General features: G+C 73.0%; 13 protein-coding genes. 9 read left to right on the forward strand and 4 right to left on the reverse strand.

All coding sequences use genetic code 11. The features are described 5' to 3' along the window. The 6 genes from mnmA (at position 1) to gatA (ending at position 9,126) form a co-directional block, all read left to right on the forward strand. Positions 1-1,074: a tRNA 2-thiouridine(34) synthase MnmA gene (gene mnmA, locus ACQPY0_RS08335; RefSeq protein ID WP_432986575.1), complete on the forward strand. Its 1,074-nt coding sequence runs from the start codon at positions 1-3 to the stop codon at positions 1,072-1,074. Between the two features lie 13 nt (positions 1,075-1,087). Further along, positions 1,088-2,086 carry a methionine synthase gene (locus ACQPY0_RS08340; RefSeq protein ID WP_432986577.1) on the forward strand — a complete coding sequence of 333 codons (999 nt, stop codon included), beginning with the start codon at positions 1,088-1,090 and terminating at the stop codon, positions 2,084-2,086. A gap of 38 nt (positions 2,087-2,124) precedes the next feature. Continuing rightward, positions 2,125-4,332: an NAD-dependent DNA ligase LigA gene (gene ligA / locus ACQPY0_RS08345; protein ID WP_432986579.1), complete on the forward strand. Its 2,208-nt coding sequence runs from the start codon at positions 2,125-2,127 to the stop codon at positions 4,330-4,332. An 876-nt stretch (positions 4,333-5,208) separates the two neighbouring features. Beyond that, on the forward strand, positions 5,209-7,281 hold the full coding sequence (locus tag ACQPY0_RS08350; protein WP_432986581.1) for a putative bifunctional diguanylate cyclase/phosphodiesterase: 2,073 nt from the start codon (positions 5,209-5,211) through the stop codon (positions 7,279-7,281). Positions 7,282-7,347: 66 nt separating this feature from the next. Beyond that, a complete protein-coding gene (gatC, locus tag ACQPY0_RS08355) occupies positions 7,348-7,647 on the forward strand; it encodes an Asp-tRNA(Asn)/Glu-tRNA(Gln) amidotransferase subunit GatC (RefSeq protein WP_432986583.1) in 300 nt (99 codons plus the stop codon). Between the two features lie 3 nt (positions 7,648-7,650). Then, positions 7,651-9,126 (forward strand): Asp-tRNA(Asn)/Glu-tRNA(Gln) amidotransferase subunit GatA, encoded by a 1,476-nt coding sequence (gene gatA, locus ACQPY0_RS08360; protein WP_432986585.1) that lies wholly within the window; start codon positions 7,651-7,653, stop codon positions 9,124-9,126. A 43-nt stretch (positions 9,127-9,169) separates the two neighbouring features. Here the strand turns inward: gatA and ACQPY0_RS08365 are convergent, their stop codons facing one another. Continuing rightward, complete coding sequence (locus ACQPY0_RS08365) at positions 9,170-9,346, reverse strand: DUF4236 domain-containing protein (protein WP_345124978.1); 177 nt, start codon at positions 9,344-9,346, stop codon at positions 9,170-9,172. A 75-nt stretch (positions 9,347-9,421) separates the two neighbouring features. On the opposite strand from ACQPY0_RS08365, the gene gatB reads away from it, so the two are divergent. Next, positions 9,422-10,915, forward strand: coding sequence for an Asp-tRNA(Asn)/Glu-tRNA(Gln) amidotransferase subunit GatB (gatB, locus tag ACQPY0_RS08370; protein WP_432986587.1), 1,494 nt, complete (start codon positions 9,422-9,424; stop codon positions 10,913-10,915). 477 nt (positions 10,916-11,392) lie between these two features. On the opposite strand, the gene ACQPY0_RS08375 is transcribed toward gatB, so the two are convergent. Both ACQPY0_RS08375 and ACQPY0_RS08380 read right to left on the reverse strand, forming a co-directional pair. Beyond that, the gene (locus ACQPY0_RS08375) at positions 11,393-13,090 is read right to left on the reverse strand and encodes a metallophosphoesterase (RefSeq protein WP_432986589.1); all 1,698 of its coding nucleotides are present in this window, start codon (positions 13,088-13,090) and stop codon (positions 11,393-11,395) included. An 8-nt stretch (positions 13,091-13,098) separates the two neighbouring features. Next, entirely contained in the window at positions 13,099-14,286 is a 1,188-nt protein-coding gene (locus ACQPY0_RS08380; protein WP_432986591.1) for a PQQ-dependent sugar dehydrogenase, read from the reverse strand. A gap of 498 nt (positions 14,287-14,784) precedes the next feature. On the opposite strand from ACQPY0_RS08380, the gene ACQPY0_RS08385 reads away from it, so the two are divergent. After that, positions 14,785-15,621, forward strand: coding sequence for a 2-hydroxyacid dehydrogenase (locus ACQPY0_RS08385; protein WP_432995077.1), 837 nt, complete (start codon positions 14,785-14,787; stop codon positions 15,619-15,621). A 382-nt stretch (positions 15,622-16,003) separates the two neighbouring features. Here the strand turns inward: ACQPY0_RS08385 and ACQPY0_RS08390 are convergent, their stop codons facing one another. After that, complete coding sequence (locus ACQPY0_RS08390) at positions 16,004-16,429, reverse strand: PH domain-containing protein (RefSeq protein WP_432986593.1); 426 nt, start codon at positions 16,427-16,429, stop codon at positions 16,004-16,006. A 240-nt stretch (positions 16,430-16,669) separates the two neighbouring features. On the opposite strand from ACQPY0_RS08390, the gene ACQPY0_RS08395 reads away from it, so the two are divergent. After that, a complete protein-coding gene (locus tag ACQPY0_RS08395) occupies positions 16,670-21,208 on the forward strand; it encodes a hypothetical protein (RefSeq protein ID WP_432986595.1) in 4,539 nt (1,512 codons plus the stop codon). Positions 21,209-21,246: the final 38 nt, after the last annotated feature.

Below are 21,246 nucleotides of genomic sequence, written 5' to 3' on the forward strand. Positions count from 1 at the left end.
GTGAGAGTGCTTGCGGCGATGTCCGGCGGGGTCGACTCGGCGGTCGCGGCCGCCCGGGCGGCGGCGGCCGGGCATGACGTGACCGGGGTACACCTCGCGCTGGCGCGCAACCCCCAGACGTATCGCACCGGCGCGCGCGGGTGCTGCACGCTCGAGGACTCCCGGGACGCCCGGCGGGCCGCCGACGTGATCGGGATCCCGTTCTACGTCTGGGACATGGCCGAGCAGTTCCACGAGGACGTCGTCGACGACTTCGTGGCCGAATACGCGGCCGGGCGCACGCCGAACCCGTGCCTGCGGTGCAACGAGAAGATCAAGTTCGCCGCGGTGCTCGATCGCGCGGTCGCGCTGGGGTTCGACGCCGTCGTGACCGGGCACCACGCCCGGCTCGGCGCGGACGGGCTGCTGCGCCGCAGCGTGGATGCGGCCAAGGACCAGTCGTATGTGCTGGCGGTGCTCACCCGGGCGCAGCTGGACCGGGCCATGTTCCCGCTCGGGGACTCCACCAAGGCCGAGGTGCGCGCGGAGGCGGCCGCCCGGGGGCTCGCGGTGGCCGACAAGCCCGACAGCCACGACATCTGCTTCATCGCCGACGGGGACACCAAGCGTTTCCTCGCCGACCGGCTCGGGCGCACGCCGGGCGACATCGTGGACGCGACCACCGGGGACGTCATCGGGCGGCACGAGGGCGCCTACGCGTACACCGTCGGGCAGCGGCGCGGGCTCGACCTTCGCGTGTCCGCGCCCGATCGCAGCCCCCGCTACGTGTTGTCGATCACGCCGGTGACCAACACCGTGACCGTCGGGCCCGCGTCCGCGCTGGACGTGTCGCGCGTCGTGGGGGAGCGGCCGGTGTGGACGGTGCCCGTCGACGGGGCGCTCGAGTGCCAGGTGCAGATGCGCGCGCACGGAGAGACGCTGCCGGCCACGGTGCGCCTGGAGGACGGGCGCCTCGTCGCGGAGCTCGACCGGGCGGCGCGCGGGATCGCGACCGGGCAGGCGATCGTGTGCTACGAACCGTCGCCGGACGGGGACATCGTGCTCGGCTCGGCCACCATCTCACAGACTTCCTGACCACGGAGCGGACATGACCTCCTTCCCCTCGCCGAACGGGGCGATCGGCTTCCCTTGGCCGGCGGGGTCGGCGACCGGCATCGGCTCCATGCCCGGCACCGACGTCGCGGAGGCGCAGCGCGTCGTCCTGGGCGAGCTGCCCGACCTGCCGCACCTGCCGGAGTTGCCCGCGCGCGGCCCGGGCGCCGACATGATCGGGCGCGCGGGCGCGTTCCTGGTGGAGCTGCCGATCGAGCTGTACGCCGCCCGGTGGCGCGTCGCCGCCCGGCCCGGACATGACCTGCGCGTCGCCCGCGACCTGCTCGAACGCGACCTGGACACGATGACGGAGCAGGCCGGCGAGTTCGGCGGGCTGTTCAAGGTGCAGGTGCCCGGACCGTGGACGCTCGCCGCCTCGCTGGGGCTGCCGATCGGCGGGCAGGTGCTGCGCGACCCGGGCGCCGCGCGCGACCTCGCGGCCTCGCTCGCCGAGGGCGTCCGCGCGCACGTGGCGCAGGTGCGGGCGCGGCTGCCGCACGCGAGCGTCCTGCTGCAGCTCGACGAGCCGTCGCTGCCGGCGGTTCTGGCCGGGCGGGTGCCGACCGAGAGCGGCTTCGGCACGCTGCGCTCCGTCGATCCCGCGGTCGCGCGGGCGGCGCTGTCGGAGGTCATCGCCGCGGCCGGCGTCCCGGTCGTGGTCCATTGCTGTGCCTCGTCCGTACCCCTGGTGCTCCTGCGCGAGGCCGGCGCCGTCGGCGTGGCGCTGGACCTGTCGCTGGTGCACGACCTCGACGCGCTGGGCGAGCAGCTCGACGCCGGCATGGGGCTCTTCGCCGGGGTGTCCGGGCGCACGTCGGCGGAGCAGGCCGGGCAGGTCCGTGACCTGTGGCGCAAGCTCGGGTTCCCGCTCAAGACCATGGCCGAGCAGGCGGTCGTGACACCGCCGTGCGGGCTGCCGGCCGAGGCGAGGGTCCGCTCGGCGCTGACCGCGGTGCGTGAGGCCGGCCGCCGCCTCACCGATGACCTGGACTGACGCGGTTTTTGTCGTATCCTCGCGGTAAGTTCACTCCCATGACCGAAGCCGAGTCCGAACCGACGATCGAGGCGCGTGAGCGGCACGCCGAGCTGGCCCTTGAGCTCGACGAGCACCAGTATCGCTACTACGTGCTCCAGTCGCCGGCGGTCACCGACGCGGACTATGACAAGCTCATGCGCGAGCTGGAGGCGCTCGAGCACGAGTATCCCGCGCTGATGACCCCGGACTCGCCCAGCCAGCGGGTCGGGGGCATGTTCTCGACCGAGTTCGCGTCCGTCGCGCACCGCGAGCGCATGCTCAGCCTCGACAACGCCCTCAACGAGCCGGCGCTGGAGGCGTGGGCGGAGCGGACCGAGCGCGATGCCGGGAGCCGGCCGCGCTACCTGTGCGAGCTCAAGATCGACGGGCTGGCGCTCAACCTGACCTATGAGCACGGGCGGCTCACCCGGGCCGCCACCCGCGGCGACGGGCGCACCGGCGAGGACATCACCCTCAACGCGCGCACGATCCGCGACATCCCCGAGCACCTCACCGGCGACGGCCTGCCCGACCTGCTCGAGGTGCGCGGCGAGGTGTTCTTCACGCTGGAGGGCTTCCAGGAGGTCAACGCGGCCCAGGTGGCGGCGGGGGAGAAACCGTTCGCCAACCCCCGCAACGCGGCCAGTGGCAGCCTGCGGCAGAAGGACCCGCAGATCACCGCCGCGCGGCCGATGCGGATGCTGGTGCATGGGTTCGGGGCGCGGGAGGGGTTCAACCCGGCCAGCCAGTCCGAGGCCTATGAGCTGATGCACGCCTGGGGGCTGCCGACCTCGGCCCGGTGGCGGGTCTGCGAGGACCTGGCGGGCGTGCGGAAATACATCGAGGAGTATGGCGAGCGGCGGCACAGGCTCGAGCACGAGATCGACGGCGTGGTCGTGAAGGTCGACCAGATGTCGATCCAGCGCCGGCTCGGCTCGACGAGCAAAGCGCCGCGGTGGGCGATCGCGTTCAAATATCCGCCCGAGGAGGCGATGACCAAGCTCATCGACGTGCAGGTCAACGTGGGGCGGACCGGGCGCGTCACGCCGTTCGCGGTGATGGAGCCGGTGTTCGTCGGCGGGGTCACGGTGCAGCAGGCGACCCTGCACAACGCGCAGGAGGTCGTGCGCAAGGGTGTCCTCATCGGCGACACCGTGGTGATCCGCCGCGCCGGCGAGGTGATCCCCGAGGTGCTCGGGCCGGTGGTCGACCGCCGCGACGGCAGCGAGCGCGCGTTCGTGATGCCGACCCAGTGCCCGTCCTGTGGCACGACGCTCGCCCCCGGCAAGGAGGGCGACGTCGACATCCGCTGCCCCAACACGCAGTTCTGCCCGGCCCAACTGCGCGAGCGGCTCTTCGGCCTGGCCAGCCGCGGTGCCCTGGACATCGAGGCGCTGGGCATGGAGGCGGCCGCGGCCCTGCTCGAGTCGGTGATCCCGAACGAGAGCGAGCTGTTCGACATCGACGCCGAGCGGCTCGCCCGCTCCCCGTTCTTCGTCAACAAGAACGGGGCCCTGGGCTCCAACGCCGTGAGCCTCCTGGCCAACCTGGAGGAGGTCAAGACGCGCCCGCTGTGGCGGGTCCTGGTCGCCCTCTCGATCCGCCACGTGGGCCCGACCGCCGCCCAGGCCATGGCCAACTCCCTGGGATCGATGGACGCGATCGCCAACGCCACCACCGAGGAGCTCCTCGCCGTCGAGGGCGTCGGCCCCACGATCGCCCGCGCCGTCCACGACTGGTTCGCGGTCGACTGGCACCGCGCCTGGGCCGAGCGCTGGGCCGCCGCCGGCGTTCGCATGGTCGAGGAGCGCGACACGAGCGCCCCGCGCCCCCTGGAGGGCGTGACGGTCGTGGTGACGGGCTCGCTGGAGAAATACTCCCGCGACGAGGCGACCGAGGCCGTGACCTCCCGCGGCGGCAAGGTCTCCGGCTCGGTGTCCAAGAAGACCCACTTCGTGGTCGTCGGCGAGTCCCCGGGCTCAAAGGCGGAGAAGGCGGCGACGCTGAAGGTACCCATCCTGGACGAGGCGGGCTTCGACATCCTGCTGACCGCCGGCCCGGATGCGGCGCGGGCCGCCGCCCAACCAGCGGACGACGCCGCCGCCCCCGCGGACACCACAACTCCGGCCGCCGCGACGCCGGCCACGACTGCCGAGACGGCCGCAACCGGGACCGACATGTCCGCGGAGGAGACGGCCGCGGCCGACGCGGCGGCCGCCGAGTAGAGCCAGGAGCCCGCACGCGCACCGTGGCGCCGTGCCCGAAACCCGCGCCCGAAGCGCGGCGAAGTGCGGGCTCGAGGCCCGGGCCGGCCCGCGAAGCGGCGGTGACGGCGCCTGAAGTGCGAGGCCGAGCCCGGGGCGGCGGTGAAGCACGGCGACGGCGCGCACACTCTGGTCTGGTGCTCGGACCCCGCGCTCGAAGCACGGTGACGTCATGCGGGGTGCGGGTTCGAGCCTGGGGCACGCGCTCGAAGCGCAGGCGGCGGTGGCGGCCGTGGTGTGGGGTGTGTTCGAGCTGTGGGCGGGCGGCGACGACGGTGGTGGGGGCGGAGGCAGAAGTGACGCCATGCGAGGTGCCCGGTGCTGGCCGAGCTCTCCAGCCTGGGCCAGCGGGTCGACGCACGCAGCACGCCGACCAGAGGGCTGGGCCGCTGCGTGCAGTCCCTGCGGCTGGGGCCCGGGACCGCGATAGCTCGCTGGAGACTCTGTGGCTTGAAACCCCGCCCGGTGCGCGCGGTCTGGGAGCGTGGCGGCCGGTGTGCGGATTGCCGATTGGTGGCTCGGTCGCGTCAGAGTGTAGGCGTCGCAATGGCGGAGTGTAGTCGGTTACGCATGGTGTGGTAACGGCCGCTATTGGGTGATGGGCTTCAATGTTGAATGGTCACGGAACGTTTGCGAGTAGTTACGGCGTACCGATATTTAAGCTGATCTGTCATTGGGGCATCGCCCGGTTGGTTGAATCGCGTGGCGGTTCTGCATCGATTCGGCATCCTTTCCTGAAATCTCCCTTGTTCAGGGTGCAGGCTCGCAGGGCGTCCGAACGATGCTGTGCGGCCCGCTTCCCCCATGGCCGCGCGCCTAGCTGAAAGCGGGTACCGGATGGAGCAGAGTGCGCTGCGCAACACCGCGCCGCCTCGGCATCGTCATCGGTTCTTCGCCTACGTCGTGCTCGTCATCGCGCTCGCCGCGTTTCTGCTCGCGGGCAGTATCGTTCACGAGGCCGGGGACGGGGTGCGGCTGGACGCGGCGTTCTGGGTCTTCGCGCTGCTCGCCGTGGTCTCCGACACGCCGCCGTTCGTGCGGGGCGGGCGGGACGATTCCGTCCCGACGTTTCCGTCGGTGTGCTTCACGTTCGCGATTCTGATCGCGTACGGGTCCGCGCCGGCGGTCGTCGTGCAGCTCGGGGCCGTGGTCGTCGCGGCGGTCTGGCTCAAGCACACGTTCTGGCGGGCCGCGTTCAACGCCGCGCAGTACATGCTGTCGTTCCTCGCCGCGGGGATGCTCCTGCCGCGGGAGGCGCTCGGGGACGCGCACGCGCTGCTGGGCGGCGCGGCGGTGCTGTGGGTGCTGGCCGCCGCCGTGACGTGGTTCGTGGTGAACAACCTGCTGGTGTCGACGGCCGTCTGGCTGCGCTTCGGCGGGAGCTGGCGGGCGGTGCTCGGGCGCGCCGTGGTCGCCGAGGCGCTGCCCAACGGCGCGCTGCTGCTGTCCGCGCCGGGGCTCGTCGCGGCGGCGCACGTCGCGGTCATGCTGGTGCCGTTGGCGCTGGTGTCGCTGTTCGCGGTACGGCGGATGACCAAGCTCGCCGCGCAGCGGGTCGAGGCCGGCCAGCGGGATCCGCTGACGGGGCTGGCGAACCGCAAGGCGCTGGAGCGCGCGGTCGCGGGCTGGCTGTGCGAACACGCCGAGCGGGCCGAGGGCGGGGCGGCCGAGCGGCGCCTGGCGCTGCTGCTGCTCGACCTGGACGCCTTCAAGCAGGTCAACGACGCGCTCGGGCACCGGGTCGGCGACCGGCTGCTGGTCGAGGTGGGTGAGCGGCTCACCGCGGCCGCGCGGGACTCGGGCGCCGACAACCTGGTGGGACGGCTCGGCGGGGACGAGTTCGCCGTGGTCGTACCGCATCTTCGGGACACCGCCGACGCGCGGCGGTGCGCCGCGGAGGTCATGTCGGCGCTGGCGGAGCCGGTGCTGCTGGACGGGCTGCCGATCGACGTGGGCGCGTCGGTCGGCGTCGCCGTGTATCCGGAGCACGGCACCGACTTCGCCGAGCTGATGCAGCACGCGGACGTCGCGATGTACGACGCCAAGGGCCGCGGCGACAACCTCGCCGTCTACGCCCCCGAGTCCGACCACAACACCCCGGAGCGGCTGAGCCTGCTCGCGGACCTGCGCCGGGCGCTGGAGTCGGGGCCGGACGGCGGGATCGAGCTGTACTACCAGCCGCAGGTCGCGCTGGCCACGGGCGCGGTGGTGGGCGTGGAGGCGCTGCTGCGCTGGCGGCACCCGCGGCGCGGGCCGATCGACCCGGAGGAGCTGATCCGGGTCGCCGAGCACAGCTCGGTGATGCGGCTGCTGACGCTGCGGGTCGTCGACGAGGCCATCGGGCAGCTCGCGGCGTGGCGCGACAGCACGCCGGCGGCCGGCAGGGTGCGGGTCGCGGTGAACGTGAGCGTGCGGGACCTGCACACGGGCGAGATCGCGGACCGGATCGCGGCGCGGCTGGCGCAGATGTCGGTCGATCCGTCCCGGCTGGAGCTGGAGATCACCGAGAGTGCGCTGATGGCCGACCCGCGCCGCGTCCTCGCGACGCTGGCGCGGCTGAAGAAGCTCGGGGTCGCGATCGCGCTGGACGACTTCGGCACCGGGTACTCCTCGATGCTGCACCTGCGCCGCCTGCCGCTGGCCGAGGTGAAGATCGACCGCTCGTTCGTGCTCGGCGTGACCACCGACCCCGACGACGCCGCGATCGTGCGCTCCATGATCGACCTGGCCCGGGCGCTCGGGCTGCGCGTCGTCGCCGAGGGCGTCGAGGACGAACGCACCTGGCGGATGCTCGTCGAGGCCGGCTGCGACGTCGCCCAGGGCTGGTACTTCGCCCGCCCGATGCCCCCCGACCGGCTGCTGGACTGGCTGTCGAAGACTGCCGCACGCCCTGTCATCAGCACGAAATAGACTCGTCGGGTCGACGCCGGCATGTCACGCTGCGTCGAAGCCGACGACCTGAAGGAGCAGCGCCGAATGGCCACGATTTCCCGCGAGGAGGTGGCGCACCTCGCGCGCCTCGCGCGGCTCGCCGTCACCGATGAAGAGCTCGACACCTTCGCCGGGCAGCTCGACGTGATCCTGCAGGCCGTCGCCCAGGTGGGTGAGATCGCGGCGGCCGACGTGCCGCCGACCTCGCACTCGGTACCGCTCACCAACGTGTACCGCGACGACGTCGTCGTCCCCGGCCTGGCGCGCGAGGACGCGCTGGCCGGCGCGCCCGACGCCGAGGAGAACCGCTTCCGCGTCCCGCGGATCCTGGACGAGGAGGCCTGAGCTGTGAGTGACCTGACGAAACTTTCCGCGACCGAGCTCGGCCGGCGCCTGGACGCCAAGGAGGTCTCGGCCGTCGAGGTCGCGACCGCGCACCTGGAGCGGATCGAGGCCGTCGAGGCGAAGGTCCACGCGTTCCTCCACGTCGACCGCGAGGGCGCGCTGGAGGCCGCCCGCGCCGCCGACGAACGCCGGGCCAAGGGGGCCGGCCTCGGGCCGCTGGACGGCGTGCCGATCGGCGTCAAGGACGTCATCACCACGCGGGGCGTGCCGACGACCGCCGGCTCGAAGATCCTCGAGGGGTGGCGCCCGCCGTACGACGCGACGATCATGACGCGCCTGCGCGAGGCCGGGCTCGTGATGGTCGGCAAGACCAACATGGACGAGTTCGCGATGGGCTCGTCGACGGAGTACTCGGCCTACGGCCCGACGTACAACCCCTGGGACACGACGCGAATCCCCGGCGGCTCCGGCGGCGGATCGGCGGCCGCGGTCGCCGCGTACGAGGCGCCGCTGGCGATCGGCACGGACACGGGCGGTTCGATCCGCCAGCCGGCCGCCGTCACCGGCACCGTGGGCGCGAAGCCGACCTACGGAGGCACGTCGCGGTACGGCCTCATCGCTTTCAGCTCTTCGCTCGACACACCCGGCCCCTGCGCGCGGACCGTCGAGGACGCGGCGCTGCTGCACGCCGTCATCGGCGGCCACGACCCGCGCGACTCCACCTCGATCCCGCAGCCGGTGCCCGACGTCGTCGGCGCGGCGCGCCTGGGCGCCACCGGCGACCTGAGCGGCGTGCGCCTGGGCCTGGTGAAGGAGTTCGCGGGCGAGGGAGCGGAGCCGGGTGTCGCCGCGGCGTATCGCGAGTCGATCGACGCCCTGGTCAAGCTCGGCGCCGAGGTCGTCGAGGTGTCCTGTCCGAGCTTCAAGTTCGCGCTGCCGGCGTACTACCTCATCGCTCCGAGCGAGTGCTCGTCCAACCTGGCGCGCTTCGACGGCGTCCGCTACGGCCTGCGCACCGGCGACAACGGGAAGCACTCGCTGGAGGAGGTCATGTCGCTCACGCGCGACGCGGGCTTCGGGCCGGAGGTCAAGCGGCGCATCATCCTCGGCACGTATGCGCTGTCGGCCGGGTACTACGACGCCTACTACGGCCAGGCGCAGAAGGTACGGACCCTGATCACGCGCGACTTCACCGCCGCGTTCGAGACCGCGGACGTGCTCGTGGCGCCCACGACGCCGTTCGTGGCGTTCCCGCTGGGCTCACGCACCTCGGACCCGTACCAGATGTACCTGGCGGACCTGTACACGATCCCGTCGAACCTCTACGGCGGGCCGGCCATCTCGGTGCCGGCCGGGCTGTCGGAGGGGCTGCCGGTCGGCCTGCAGATCATGGCGCCGACGATGGCGGACGACCGGATGTACCGGGTCGCGGCCGCGCTGGAGTCCACGCTGCCGACGCTGACCCCGCCGGCGCTGTAGACATGAGAAGCGGGGCGGTGTGTCACGCCGCCCCGCTCAACGCTCAGCCCCGGCTGCCCTGGCGCCACGAGAACGGGCCGGGCAGGTCCACACGGTTCTTCCGGCTCCGCGAGTTCCACGACCAGGGGCCCAGCTTGAAGCTCCACGAGGAGAAGCCCTCCTGCGTGAAGTGGAAAATGAACGGGCCGAACTTCTTGCTCTTCCGAAACTGCACAGGCATGGCGGCTCCTTCCAGGTGTGCGATGGATACCCAATGTCGTGCGTGGATACACCAAGGCTGAAAGCAGGCATGACAATGAGCACCGTGACGCAGCTTTCGTACGAGGAGGCGGTGGCCCGCTTCGAGCCGGTCATCGGCCTGGAGACCCACGTCGAGCTCGGTACCAACACCAAGATGTTCTGCGGCTGCCCGACCGCGTTCGGAGCTGAGCCCAACACCCAGGTCTGCCCGGTCTGCCTCGGCCTGCCCGGCGCCCTGCCGGTCGCCAACCGCGCCGCGATCGAGGCCACGGTCCGCATCGGCCTCGCGCTCAACTGCTCGATCGCGCCGTGGGGGCGGTTCGCCCGCAAGAACTACTTCTACCCGGACATGCCGAAGAACTTCCAGATCAGCCAGTACGACGAGCCGCTGTGCGTGAACGGGTACCTCGACGTGGAACTCGACGGCGAGATCGTGCGCATCGGCATCGAGCGCGTGCACCTGGAGGAGGACACCGGTAAGACGCTGCACGTCGGCGGCGCGACCGGGCGCATCCACGGCGCGACGGAGTCCCTTGTGGACTACAACCGCGCCGGCATCCCGCTGGTCGAGATCGTCACCAAGCCGGTCCCGGGCACGGGCTCCCGCGCGCCGGAGGTCGCCCGCGCCTACGTCACCGAACTGCGCGACGTCATCCGTACCCTGGGCGTCTCCGACGTGCGCATGGAGCAGGGCTCACTGCGCTGCGACGTCAACACGTCGCTCAATCGCGCGGGCGCGGCGTGGGGCACCCGCACGGAGACGAAGAACGTCAACTCCCTGCGCAGCGTCGAGCGCGCCGTCCGCTCCGAGATCATCCGCCAGGCCGGCGTCCTCGAGTCCGGTGGCACGATCGTGCAGGAGACCCGCCACTTCCACGAGGAGACCGGCGACACGACCTCGGGCCGCAGCAAGGAGACGGCGACCGACTACCGGTACTTCCCGGAGCCGGACCTCGTCCCGCTGGCCCCGTCAGCGGAGTGGGTCGCCGAGCTGAAGGCCGCCCTGCCGGAGTTGCCGCGCGTGCGCCGCGAGCGCCTGCAGCGCGAGTGGGCCTTCTCCGACCTCGACATGCAGTCGGTGGTCAACGCCGGCGCCGTGGAGCTCATCTCCGCGACCGTCGAGGCCGGCGCGTCGCCCGCGTCCGCGCGCAAGTGGTGGCTGGGCGAGCTGGCCCGCCGGGCCAACGAGACCGAGACCGAGCTCGACGCCCTGGGCGTGACCCCGGCCGCGGTCGCCGAGCTGCAGTCCCTGGTCGACAGCGGCAAGATCAACGACAAGCTCGCCCGCGTCGTCCTCGAGGGCGTCATCGCCGGCGAGGGCACCCCGACGCAGGTCGTGGCCGCCCGCGGGCTGGAGGTCGTCTCCGATGAGGGCGCGCTGACGAAGGCCGTCGACGATGCGATCGCCGCGAACCCGGACATCGCCACCAAGGTCCGCGAGGGCAAGGTGGCGGCGGCGGGCGCGCTGGTCGGCGCGGTGATGAAGGCCACGGGCGGCAAGGCCGACGCCAAGACCGTCCGGGAGCTGATCATCGCTCGGCTCTCCTGATCTCCGGCTCGGGGCCGCTGTCGCCTGCGCAGCGCGCCCGGGCCGGGTCGGTCTCCGGGCGGCGCCATCGAGTGGGACCTGGCGAAACGGGCCGGGCCGGCATTCGCCGGCCCGGCCCTGCCGTGTCCGTGTGATCAGGAACACCAGCGGGACTCGGTTGCCTCGACCTTCTGCCGGCCCCGCGGGTATCCGGGCTGCTTGTCAGTGGTGGCGCGTCCGCCGCTGACCGCGCCGTGTCCGTGTGATCAGGAACACCAGCGGGACTTGGTCGCCTCGACCTTCTGCCGGCCCCGCGGGTATCCGGGCTGCCTGTCAGTGGTGGCGCGTCCGCTCTGTGGTTCTGGAAACTCCGCTGACCGCACCGGAATCCGATTTGTCGGTCATCGGCGGTGTGCCGCCTGCCGGGGGAAATATCCGACAAGTCGTGGCGCGGAGCGCCCGACTTGTCGGGCTACCGCTTTGTGGCCGGATGAGCGTTCAGGAGGCCGCCGGGGCCGGGGACGCTGATGGCGAGGCGGACGACGAAGGCGACGGGGTCGGTGACGGGGTCGGTGCGGCCTTGGTGTCCGGCTGGACGAGGTGGCGCTGGAGCGAGACCTCCGTCAGCCCGGTGCCGCCCACCTGGATGTCGTCGTAGGCGGAGAGGTGGTGCTGCTCATCGAAGTACAGGATGGAAAGCGCCAGCGGCAAGGGCTTCGAGCTCTCCAGGCCCCGCAGTCCGGCCCCGCCCGTCGAGCCCTCGACCATGAGCAGCGTGCGCTCCTGCTGCGCCCGCGCGGCTGCCGACGCCGGCGCCGAGGCCGAGGTCGAGTCCGACGGGGACGGTGAGGTCACCTGGGCCGGCAGCGGCGCGGCCATCGGCGGGTTCGGGTTCAGGCGGGAGATCTGGCGCTCGTGGCGGTGTCCGGCCAGGACCAGCGGGCACAGGCCGGCCAGCTCCTGCGCGGAGACGGGGTCGTGGACCATCGCGACGTCGACGGGCGTGCTGCTCTGCCGGATCTTCTTGGCCAGGACGTCGCCCGAGGTCACGACCTGCTGGTGCTGCTCTTCGTTGGTCGGGTCCGTCGACTTGTCCGGGGTGAAGCGCGGGTCGCCGATGCCGGCGAACGTCAGGCCCTTGACCGTCACGATCGTGTCGTCCAGGACGATGGCGTTGCGCTGGCGGGCGACCGCGGCCGCGGTGACGGCGGAGTCGTGGTTGCCCCGGATGTAGAGGTACGGCACGCGCAGGTCGCTGATCACGTTCACGTAGGACGCCTCGGGCTCGCTGCCCCAGTCGTTGATGTCGCCGGTGTCGACGATGATGTCGATGTCGAACTGGTCCGCGACCGAGCGCACCACGCCCCAGGCGGCCGGGTTCAGGTGCATGTCGGAGATGTGCAGGACCTTGGTGGCGCTCTTGTCCGGCTCGTACACCGGCAGCGACGAGATGGTGCCGTAGAGCTTGCTGACGTTGAGCACCAGCTTCTGCAGCTGCGCGCGGTACTCCTCGTAGCGGTCGGTGATCCGGCGCGCGTCGCCGATGATGGCGGGGGCGTTGACGAGCAGGCCGCGGTACGTCGGCTCCTGGATCGCCGCCGGCTTGAAGGTCAACAGCGTCGCGGCGCCGGTCGAGGCGAGCGCGAAGACGACCACGAGGCCCGCGGCCGCGGTCTCGCGCCGGGCCCGGAAGGCCAGCGCGACCAGGATCATCGCGCCGAGAATGCCGCAGCCGGCGGTCTGCATCGCCAGGCGCCGCACGCCCAGGTTGAGCTGGTCGACCGCGTCGTGGCTGACCTGCTCCAGGTTGCCGGACTTCGCCGCGAACGCGCGGGTGCGCGCCTCGTCCAGCGACTCCAGCCGGATGCGCAGGTGCACGGGGCCGTCGTGGCTGTCCAGCTCCAGCGAGCCCAGCGGCGGGATCTCCACCGACGTGTCACCGTGCCACGACGGGGCCAGCGACAGCTGCGCGCGGAAGGGGCCGATGTCCTGCGTCGTGCTGCCGCCCAGCGTGACGCCGATGAACATCCCGGCGATCGCGACCGCGCCGACGAGCAGGCCGCGCGCGATCCGCAGCAGCCACTTGTGGCGAGGCATGCTCGCGCGGGAGTCCGCCGGATGGCGGCGGCGCCCCGCGGCCATGACGATCGCGCGGCGCCGGGCCCGGCGGGCGGCCAGCGCCACGCGACGGCTCAACGGCGAGCTCAACTCTTCCCGGCCTCGCCGACGTTGCTGATGACCAGCCGCAGAAGCTTGTCGTCGTCCGGCTTCGGGTCGCCGCGGCCGTCCTTGTTCGACGTCGAGACCCACAGGCTGCCGTCGGGCGACACGGCGGCCGCGCGGAGGCGCCCGTACTTGTCGCTGAGCAGCGGCACGGGCGCGCCCAGCAGGCTGCCGGTGTCCGTGGCCTGCATGACGTACAGCCGCTGGCCCTTCAGGCACGAGGTCACCAGGTAGCCGTCCAGGTAGGCCAGGCCGGCGCAGGACGCGTCGGCGGTCTTCCAGGTCTGGATCGGATTGGTGTACTTCGGGTCGCTGCCCTTGCCCTCGATGGCGGGCCACCCGTAGTTCTTGCCGGCCTCGATCACGTTGAGCTCGTCCGCCTCGTTGGCGCCGTACTCCATCGCGTACATGCGCTGGTTCTTGTCCCACGCGAACCCTTGCACGTTTCGATGTCCGTAGCTGTACACCGCCGTTCCGAACGGGTTACCGGGCGCCGGCTTCCCGTCGGTCTGGATCCGCAGGATCTTGCCGCCGAGGCTGTTGAGGTCCTGCGCGTTCTCCGGCTTGCTCGCGTCCCCGGTCGCGACGTACAGGAACCCGTCCGGGCCGAAGCGGATCTGCCCGCCGTCGTGGACGCTCGCCTTGGGGATGCCGGTGAGGATCGGCGTCGGCGCCTGCCCCAGCGTCAGCTTGGCGACACGGTTGTCGTCCTGCGCGGTGTAGTACACGAATACTGTTTTGTCCGTGTCGTACTGCGGCGAAACCGCGATCCCGAGCAGCCCGCCCTCGCCCCCCGGCACCGCCGCGTCGATCTTCTGCAGCTCGGCCACCAGCATCCCGTCGGACGTGGTCTCCTTGCCGACCTTGAGCAGCCGCTTGCTGTCACGCTCGGTAACCAGTGCCGAACCGTCCGGGAGGAACGCGATCCCCCACGGCACGGCCAGCCCCTTGGCGAGCACCGTCACCGACACCTCGGCCCCGCCGTCCTCGCTCCCGCCCGAGCGGGACGGCGACGGATACGGCGACAGCTTCGGCGGTGACCCAAGCTCATCCGGCGGCGGCGGCCCGAACGAGCAGGCTCCGAGGGTCAGAACCGCCGCGGCCACGCAGACGGCGGCAAGACTCCGGCCGGCGTGCCGGCCTGCGAAACGGTACGTCCGGGCGCTCACCCGGCCAAGCGTAGCGTTGGTCGCCGCGAGCCACGTTTGCCCACCGCACTTCCCGCGGCGCGTCGCTGCGCCCGCATCATCGAACCCATGGTGAAGATCTGGATCGCGCACGAGGTCGGCCTCGCCCCGATCGCCGCCGCCCTGGCAGCTCCGGCCGCCTCCGCGCCCGCGCCGGCCTCTTCGCCGGTCGCCGCGCCGGCTGGATCCGCTCCGGCCGGCCCTGGCGTTTCCGCTGCGACCCACGCCGCCTCGGCCGCTGTGGCCGCCTCCGGCGCTGATTCTCCCGCCGCCTCGCCCGGTCCACCCGGCTTCGAGCCGGCCGGTGCCGCGTCCATGCGTGCGGGGTCGGACGGCGGCGCCGCTGTTTCTGGCGCCGCACCGGCTGGTGCCGGTGCGGCGTCCGCGCGTGCGGGTTCGGGCGGCGGTGTTGCCGGCTTCGACGCGGCCGGTGGCGCCTCCGCGCGCCGGCGTGTCGCCGGAGAGGTGGTCGTCGAGGTCATGGCGGGGCCGGAGGAGTTGCCATCGGACCCGCGCGACGTGGCGTTCTGGGTGCCGCCGTTCATGCCGGAGCGCGAGATCGACGCGCTCGTCGCGCGGTTGCCGGGGCTGCGCGCGGTACAGCTGATGAGCGCGGGCGCGGACGCGTGGATCGGACGGCTCCCGGCCGGCGTGACGCTCTGCGATGCGCGGGGCGTGCACGACTCGCCGACCGCCGAGTGGGTCGTCGGCGCGATCCTCGCCTGCGTGCGCGAGTTTCCGCTGTTCGCGCGGGTGCAGCAGCGGGGGGAGTGGGCGTATCGCCACACGGGGGAGCTGACCGGCAAACGGGTCCTGATCGTCGGCGCCGGCTCGATCGGGCGCGCGGTCGAGGCGCGGCTGGCCCCGTTCGGCGTGACGGTGACCCGGGTGGCGAGGCGTCCGCGCGCCGGCGTGTCGGGCGTCGCCGATCTTCCGCGGCTGCTGCCCGCCGCCGACGTGGTCGTGCTGCTGGTGCCCCTCACCGACGAGACCCGTGGCCTCGTCTCGGCCGGCTTCCTCGCCCGGCTCGCCGACGGCGCCCTGCTGGTCAACGCGGCGCGGGGCCCGGTCGTGGACACGGAGGCGGTGACCGCGGCCGCGCGGACGGGCCGCATCGCCTACGCCACGGACGTCACCGACCCCGAGCCGTTGCCGCCCGGCCACGAACTGTGGCGCCTGCCGAACGTCTTCATCACGCCGCACGTCGCCGGCTCGGTGTCGGGCCTCTGGCGGCGCGGCTACGCCCTCGCCGCCGCCCAGCTCCGCCGCTTCCTTGCGGGCGAGCCTCTGGAGAACGTGGTGACGGACGGTTACTAAGCCTGTCTCATAGCTCGTGGTAGTGCGGAGCTATCGAACAGTCCGGGGGTGTGCGCCTCGTCGTTCCGGTGTGGTCCGGCGCAGTGGCTGCGCCGGGCTCATCCCGGGGTTGTCGAGGGCATCGTTTCCGGTATTCGCCGAGCACGCCGGCCCCCAGTCCGGTGGCTGGTGCTGGGCTGCGGCCGCCGCGGATCGGCATCTGGATGATGCGGTACCCGGGGCGGTGGTGTCCGGTTGGCTCGGCGGGCCCCTTGCGGCCCTGATGGTTAACATATGGCCATGTGGCCCCCAGTGCAACTGGGCGAGGATTCGATGGCGCGCCCTCCAGGGCCTGTTGCACAGGAGTCGCCTACGCGTCCGCGTGGGGCGTGGCCGCCCTGAGCTACGCCGGCTGGTTGCTCTCCTCGTCCTCTTCCGCGTCCGCGCGCTCGGCGGCGGGCCGGTTGGTCTCGAGGTTCTGGCCGCTGGCCTTGATCACGCGGGGGAGGTCGCCGGGGCGGACGGCGTCGAGGAGCACCAGGTGGCCGTTGGCCAGGCGCGCCTGCACGGTGCCGCCGTCGATGACCAGGCCGTCCACGGCGTTCCACGGGAACGTCCGGCTACCGAACAGTGCGCGCACCGTGAAACCCCGCTCGTCGACGTCGGTCCCCGCGCGCCAGGCCCAGACGGTGACGGCGAGCGGTACCAGCAGTACGAACAGGAACCAGACGCTCTCGGCGAGCAGCGGGACGGCGCCGATCACGGTGATGCCGGCGGCGACGGCGAGCGCTGCACTGCGCCGGAACTTTACCTTGACCTGGGTGCTCACATCGCCATCCTCCCACCTTTCGAGGAACTGCCTCGCCGCGGCCGGGCGGGCATACTGAGCGCCGTGGGGGATGGGTACCTGTGTACGAGAGCGACCGGGCGGCTCTCGCTAGCACTGACGGCCGGGGTTACGCTCGGTGCTGTGCTTGACGAGATCGCGACCGGCCGGTTGGGTCGGCCGGGCGATCCGCGGAGATATGTCCAGCTTTGCGGGCTGCCGCCCGTGGCGGGAGGCTAGGACTTGACCACCACATTCCGCCACGACGCGCCCGCCCCGTGGACCGACGGCGTCAAGAGCAGCAGGCGCGTGGGGGTCCGCCCCACCGGCATCGTGCCCGGTGCTCTGCTGGCCGTGGCTGTCCTCGCCGCGCTGGCCGTGGCCGTGTGGGGCATCACCGAGCTCAGCATCCTGTGGGGCGCCGCGGCGATCGTGACGCTGGCCGGTGTGGTGGTGCTCACGCTCCGCGGTTTTCCGCTCTTCGCCATCCTCGCCGTTGTCGCGGGCGCGGTCGCGTGGGGTGCGGCCACACGCGGTCGCCTGCCGGACAGCTGGTTCGACATCCTCGGCGTGCTGGGCTTCATCGGGATCAATCTGGCTTTTGTCGTACCGCTGGCAGGGTCTTTCCTTTCGGCCCTCCTCCTCGACGCCCGGCGCGTGTCGCGAATGTCCATCGACGAGGCGGTGAGCGGCCGCCGCTGGTGGGGCAAGCCGGATGATCATCTCCCGCGCTTGAAGGAGCTCGAGGCGATCCCGAGCGCCCGCTTCTTCGCCCTGGGCGAGGGCGGCTGCACGCACCTGGTCGCCGCCGGGCGCCGCGTGGCCCTGTTCCTGCCGACGGTCTGGCCGCACGGCGAGTTCACGATGGACGCCGCGGGGCAGGTGCTGCGCGGGGGCCGCCTGTTCGTCCCCGGCTCCGAGGACGTCGACGGCCTCGCCGCGGAGGTGCACACCTGGCGCGAGCAGTTGGCCAAGGTCGGGGGCTCCGTGCGTGGGTATCTCGTCGTCGCCCCCTCGCGCGGCGACGTCAGCGAGAACTTGGTCATCTCGGTCGCGCCCGGCGAGCACCTGCACCTGGTGCACGCCCACGAGATGTCGGACGCCGCGGGCCGCTGGCTCTCCGCCGAGCCGTACCGCGTCGATCTGCACGTCATGGAGCGCCTTCTCGTCATGGCGGCGGGCAACCAGCTGCCCGAGCCCCTCCCGCTCCCGCGCACCTTCGCCCGCGACGCCGCGACGCCGTCCGAGCCCCCGCGCACCGCCGCGTCGCCGACGGACGCGGCGTTCGCCGCCGCTGCGGGTGAGGACCCGATCTCCGCCCCGCCCTCCCTGGTCGGCTCGGCCGACGCCCCGCCCACGACCGGCTGGCGCCCGGGCAACGGCGCGATGCGCGCGCGCCTGGGCCGCCTCGCCCGCGGCGGCAACGGCGCCCGCGTGGACGCGGAAGCGGCCCCCGACGATCGCGACGGCCCCCGCTTCGGTCTGGGTGACGATCCTGGCGGCCTTCCCAGCGCCGAGCCGCGCCCCGGCGGCGCCGCCGATCCGGACTTCGGCGCGGGGCTCGGCTCCGATCCCGGGCCCCGCTCGCCTTTCGGCGATGAACCGGGTTCCGGCACCGGTTCGGGCTTCGACTCTGGTTCGGGTTCCGGCATTGGTTCGGGCTCGGGCGCTGGTTCGCGCTTCGGTTCTGGCTCCGGCGATGGACTCGACGCTCTCGGCGATGCCGGCGCGTCCGCGCGTCGGCGTGGCGGGTCCGGGGCCGCCCTGCACGACGACGACCCGGCCGCCGCACCCGCGCGCGGTCGCGACAATCCAGATGGTCGTGGCAACACGGACGGCCGTCGCGGTTCGGAGGACCGAGACGACTTGGGTGTATATGGCAATACGAGCGATCCCGGCGAGTCGGGCGACCACCGCGACGACGGTTACGGCGCGCCGCCGCGCGGCCGCGGCTCGGACGCGTCCTGGGAGGCCCGCTCGACGCGCGAGCTGGTCGGAAACTGGGACAGCGACTCCGCGGGCCGGCTGGCCGAGTGGTTGGCGGAGGCAGACCCCGCATCGCCCGAGTCCGGCCGCCGCCGCGCCGACGACGCTCCGCCCACCACCGTCGGCCGCTCCTGGTCCCCGGTAGCCGGCGACCCGTCGGCTACCGATGACCGGCACCGCTGGACGAGCGCGGCCGACGACTTCCCCGTGACGTACGACGCGGGGGACGCGACGTACGAGCCGGGAACCCGGTCGGGCAGCGCCGCCGAAGGCTCGCCGCGCCGCTCCTGGGCCGACTCCGCCGAGCCCGCCCGAGAGACGGACGCGTGGCGGCCCGCGTCCGAGCGCTCGTCCGAATCGTGGACCCCGGCGTCCGCCCACGAACCGCAGCAGCCCGCCGCCGAGTCGTGGCGGGACTCCTTCGCGTCCGGGCGCTCCGCTGATTCGTGGCGGGACCCGAGCGACTCGGGGCCGGCGGCCGATTCCTGGCGGAGCAGCCGGACCCCGGAGCCCGAAGCCGAGTCGTGGCAAACCACCCGCGCGTCCGAGCCGGCGGCGGAGCCGTGGCGTGACGGCCGAGCTTCGGAACCGGTGGCGCAGCCGCAGCGGGACTACCGCATGCCCGAGCCGGTATCGGAGCCGTGGCACAACACCCGCGCGCCCGAACCGGTGGCGGATTCCCGGCGAGACCTCCGGGCGCCGGAGCCGGTGGCTGAGAACCGCGCGCCCGTGCCGGGCTCTGAGGCGTGGCAGGATTCCTGGAGCTCGGTGACCGGATCCGCCGGTGGGCGGCCGGCGGAGGAACAGTCTTCGGTCGAGTGGCCGGCGCCGATCGTGCCGTCCGCGCCGCACGGGCCGTCGGCGGAGTGGCGGCCTGCAGGGGAGCGGTCCGCGTCCGAGCGGCCGTCCGTGGAGTGGCGGTCCGCCGGGGAGCCGTCGGCGTCCGAGCGGCCGTCGTTTGAGTGGCGTTCGGCGGGGGAGCCGTCCGCGTCCGAGCGTTGGTCCGCGGGAGACCCGGCCGGGTCGGAGCGGCCGGCGGTGGAGTGGCGTTCGGCGGGCGAGGGTTCCGCGTCCGAGCGGCCGTCCGTGGAGTGGCGGTCCGCGGGGGAGCCGTCGGCGTCCGAGCGGCCGTCGTTCGAGTGGCGTTCGGCGGGGGAGGCGTCCGCGCCCGAGCGTTGGTCTGCTGGGGAGCAGTCCGCGTCCGAGCGTTGGTCTGCGGGGGAGCCGTCGGTGGCCGAGCGTTGGTCCGCGGGGGAGCCTTCCGCGGCCGAGCGGCCGTCGTTTGAGTGGCGTTCGGGGAGTGAACAGCCCGCGTCCGAGTGGCGGGCCGCGGGGGAGGCGTCCGCGTCTGACGGGCCGACGGTTGGGCGGCGGTCCGCCGGGGAGCCGGCCGTTCGGCCGTCCGTGCAATGGCGGTCGGCTGCCGAGTCTGGACCGGGTGAGCGGCCGCCGGCTGAGACCGGTGGCGGGGAGCGGCCGTCCTGGGGCGGGAGCCTCTTCGACGGGGACGCGCCCGCGCTGGTGGCTCAGCCCCTTGACCTTCAGCGGTCGTGGGATGCGGACCCGCAGGCCCGGTCGATCCGGCGGCGGGATCGGTCGCAGCAGGCGGCTGAGGACGCCGGGGACGCGCGTACGGAGGCCTGGCCGGGAGTGCCCGCGGGGACCGGGAATGCGGAAGCTGAGGCGTTCGGCTCGCGAGGCGCCGGGCGCGCGGACGCGGCGGCGTTCGGTCCACACGGTGATCGGCGCGCGGACAACCCGGCGTTCGGTTCGCAGGGTGCTGGGCGCGCGGACGCGGCGGCGTTCGATCCGTACGGTGATCGGCGCGCGGACAACCCGGCCTTCGGTTCGCAGGGCGCTGGGCGCGTGGACAATGCGGCGTTCGGTCCGCAGGGTGCTGGGCGCGTGGACAATGCGGCGTTCGGTCCGCAGGGTGCTGGGCGCGTGGACAATGCGGCGTTCGGGCCGCAGGGTGCTGGGCGCGTGGACGACGCGGCGTTCGGTTCGCAGGGCGCTGGACGTCCGGGCCCGGAGGCGTTTGGTCCCTACGGGGATCGGCGCGTCGACGCGGCGGCCTTCAACCCGGCGGGCGACGGGCGGGCGTTCGGTGGGGGTCGGGAAGCGGAGGCGCCGCGGGACTTTGGCGGGCGTACCGAGGCCTGGGCCGCCGCGCCCGAAGCGCCGGCCGCCGCCGGCGGCGGGCAGGAGGAGGCCTGGTGGGACGCGCAGCAGGCCCCGGCCGCCGAACCCGCCGAGAAGCCCAAGAAGTCGCGGTGGGGCCGGAACAAGGACAAGGACCGGAACAACGACAAGGACCGGAACAACGACGTCCAGCCGGGCGCGGTCGAGGGCGGGCCCGGGTGGGCCACCGAGGCGACCAGCCGGTGGGACCGGGGCGGTGCGGACGCCGGGCAGCCGGCGTGGGGCAACCCGCCGGGGCCAGGCAGCCAGACGCCGGAGCGGGCCGACCAGGGTTTCGCGCGACCGGGCCGCAACGACGATGCGGCGGACTGGGCGGCCCAGGGCGTCGGGGGACGGCCGGCCCACAACGACGAGCCGGCCGACTGGGGGCGCAACCAGGACGCGGCCGGGTCGGGGCGTAACCAGGACGCGGCCGGCTGGGGGCGTGGCCCGGACGCCGCCGGCTGGGGGCGTAATCAGGACGGGCACGGGGGCGAGCGGATCCCCGAGCAGCGCAAGCGCGACATCGGGGCGTTCGAGGATCTCGCGCCGCTCGAGTTGAACCTCGACGAGGAGCCCAAGGAGAAGGGCCGGCGGTTCCTGCGGCGCAAGTAGATGAACGGGGCGCCCCGGCCGCAAAACCGGGAGCGCCC

This window comes from Dactylosporangium sp. CA-233914, assembly GCF_050942935.1.
Classification (GTDB): domain Bacteria; phylum Actinomycetota; class Actinomycetes; order Mycobacteriales; family Micromonosporaceae; genus Dactylosporangium.

Bases quoted from the DNA above. Each gene is read 5' to 3' on its own strand.
- ACQPY0_RS08350 (WP_432986581.1), top strand. From the start codon at position 5,209: ATGGAGCAGAGTGCGCTGCGCAACACCGCGCCGCCTCGGCATCGTCAT.
- ACQPY0_RS08365 (WP_345124978.1), bottom strand. From the start codon at position 9,346: ATGCCTGTGCAGTTTCGGAAGAGCAAGAAGTTCGGCCCGTTCATTTTC.
- gatB (WP_432986587.1), top strand. From the start codon at position 9,422: ATGAGCACCGTGACGCAGCTTTCGTACGAGGAGGCGGTGGCCCGCTTC.
- ACQPY0_RS08340 (WP_432986577.1), top strand. From the start codon at position 1,088: ATGACCTCCTTCCCCTCGCCGAACGGGGCGATCGGCTTCCCTTGGCCG.
- gatC (WP_432986583.1), top strand. From the start codon at position 7,348: ATGGCCACGATTTCCCGCGAGGAGGTGGCGCACCTCGCGCGCCTCGCG.
- ligA (WP_432986579.1), top strand. From the start codon at position 2,125: ATGACCGAAGCCGAGTCCGAACCGACGATCGAGGCGCGTGAGCGGCAC.
- ACQPY0_RS08385 (WP_432995077.1), top strand. From the start codon at position 14,785: ATGGCGGGGCCGGAGGAGTTGCCATCGGACCCGCGCGACGTGGCGTTC.